Below are 2,498 nucleotides of genomic sequence, written 5' to 3' on the forward strand. Positions count from 1 at the left end.
CACCCAAACAGTAACCTATACCGCTACAACCAACTAATTCCTCCGGCGTTGAGCCTCTCGGCGCTCAGGAAAAATACCCAAAAAGGTCCGGCACTCCAGCCCGGACCTTTTTCTTTTCTCTGCCTTCCTCACCTGCAACCCGCACCTCGTCAGTTCGAGTGTTTTTCCGAAGCGCAGAGTAGGAAAAATGTATCGAGAACCCCGGCCCGCCCTCGTCATTGCGAGAAGTGCGCCAGCGCGACGAAGCAACCCCCTGAACAACAGCGCTCCTTTGAAAACCCGCAATCACTCAATTACTCCCCACTCCTCACTTCCGATCACCGGCCACCCGCCACCGTTCACCGTTCACCGACCGCCGATCACCGACCACCTCGCAACCAGCATCCCGCAACCCGCACCTCGCACCTCGCACCTCGTCTATTCTCTCAAAGTCTATCATCTCCACATCTCTCCTTCTTTTTTCTTTCTTCTAATCTCTAATTTCTGACCTCTAATTTCTAATTTGCAACCCCGCAACCCGCAACCCGCACCTGCTGAAAGCCGACAGCCGATAGCTGACAGCTTTTAGCGTACACCTTACTGCTAACCCGTCTATTCCCTTAAAGTCTATTATCTCCACGTCTCTCCTCTTTGCTCTTTATTCTTCCTTATTCTTCCTTCTAACTTCTAATCTCTAATTTCAAACCTCTAATTTCTATTTCTCCCCCCGCAACCCGCACCACCCAATCAATCCCCACTCAACCACCCACCACCCATCACTGACCACCGACCACTTTCGTGCTCTGACTCCTGACTTCCGACTTACTCACCTCTTTCCTCCCTACCTCCGTTACCTTCACGTTCCATTCTCTCAAAACCCTCGTTTTGGACCCATATTTGGTGATACCCGCAACAAGACCAGTTGGAGTTTTCGGAATCACAACCCAACATACAACACTGATAACCTGATATGTATGACAGCATTGTAAAATATGACAAATTATATTATCAAATCTGTTTCATAATTCGATTTATTTTGTACATTTGAATTCATCAATCAAACAAAGAACTTCTATAAAAGGGGCAAAACGCACCAGAAACCATATAATCAGCTGATGACTATGAATACGCACCTTATTTTTAAAACAGCCGCTGTCTGCTTGTTGCTGGCCGGGGCAGCAGGGTTAAACGCCCAGGACAATACAGCCGGAACAACCGTTAATATTATACTGGCCGATGACATCTCTATTGACGCATCGAGCGCAGCTGGCGGTGGAACGGTAGATTTTAATTATGCTACCGCGGCAGACTACAACGAAACCAAAAATGTGGAAGTCAAAAATTCTTTGGTGGTCACCTCTACCAAATCTTTTGATGTGAAAGTGAAGGCAGACGGTTCCGATTTTATCAACGGAGTTGATAAAATTCCGGTGGAGGTACTTCAACTTTCCGTCGTGCCGGGCGGCACGATGACCGGCAACACTCATGAAGTGCAGCTTTCGCCACAAGATCAGGTACTCGTAAGCGGTGCCGGTTACGGATTTAAGCGTTCTTTGAATCTCCGGTATTCCGTTTCCGCAGAACAGGCTAAAAAACAACTGTTGGGAAAACCGCGGGGTACGTATACTCAAATGATTACGTATACAGCAACAGCTAAGTAAAGTACATAGAAAATTAAATATTGATATTGCAGCAAAAGTACTCCTGAAGCCCGGCGCATGCCGGGCTTTTTTATGTTCTGCCCGCATCCGCATTCTGTCACCACCTCCCCGCACCGCTCAACGCGTAATCACTCAACCACTGGCCACCCGCCACCGTTCACCGTTCACCGACCACCGGCCACTGACCCAACCCGCAACCCGCAACCCGCAACCCGCAACCCGCAGCACTTAACACTCAATTACCGACCACTGACCACCGACCATCAACCACCAACCCCCGACCACTGATCACCCCCGCACCTTGCACCTCGTCAGTTCGAGTGTTTTTCCGAAGCACAGCGCAGGAAAAATGTATCGAGAACGCTAACCAGCAACCACTCAACCACTCCCTACTCCTCTGCTCCTTCCTCCTCCCTCTTTCCTCTTTCCTCTTTCCTCTTTCTTCTAACTTCTAACTTCTAACTTCTAACCTCTAACCTCTAACCCTGTAGTAATCCCACTACACCCATTTACACGCGCAACTACAGATTACTACCGCCACCCACCCGATATTTGCACTGTTAAATCAATCGGATAATATCAATCAGAAAATAAAAAATCGTATACTATGAAAAACTTCATCCTTTCTTCCGCTGCACTCTTCGCTTTCGCTGTTCTGGGTACCAATACCCTGAGCGCACAGACTGCCGCTACTTCTAACGCTGCCAAAACAACAGTAAATATCATACTACAGGACGTGATCTCTATTGATGCAGGAAGCGTAGCTGCCGGTGGTGTGGTGGATTTCAACTATACCAATACCACAGACTACAACAACGATAAAACAGTCGGCGTGAAAAACTCCCTGGTGGTAACCTC

General features: G+C 48.3%; 1 protein-coding gene and 1 pseudogene. Both read left to right on the top strand.

What is annotated here, in order from left to right; translation table 11 throughout:
- Positions 1-1,100: 1,100 nt before the first annotated feature.
- Positions 1,101-1,640, top strand: a complete 540-nt coding sequence (locus tag MVI27_RS11785) for a peptidoglycan-binding protein LysM (protein WP_246962161.1) — start codon at positions 1,101-1,103, stop codon at positions 1,638-1,640.
- A gap of 607 nt (positions 1,641-2,247) precedes the next feature.
- A pseudogene (locus MVI27_RS11790) lies at positions 2,248-2,498 on the top strand (peptidoglycan-binding protein LysM); the annotation flags it as partial.

The organism is Chryseobacterium salipaludis, from assembly GCF_022968825.1.
GTDB classification, from domain to species: Bacteria; Bacteroidota; Bacteroidia; order Flavobacteriales; family Weeksellaceae; genus Kaistella; species Kaistella salipaludis.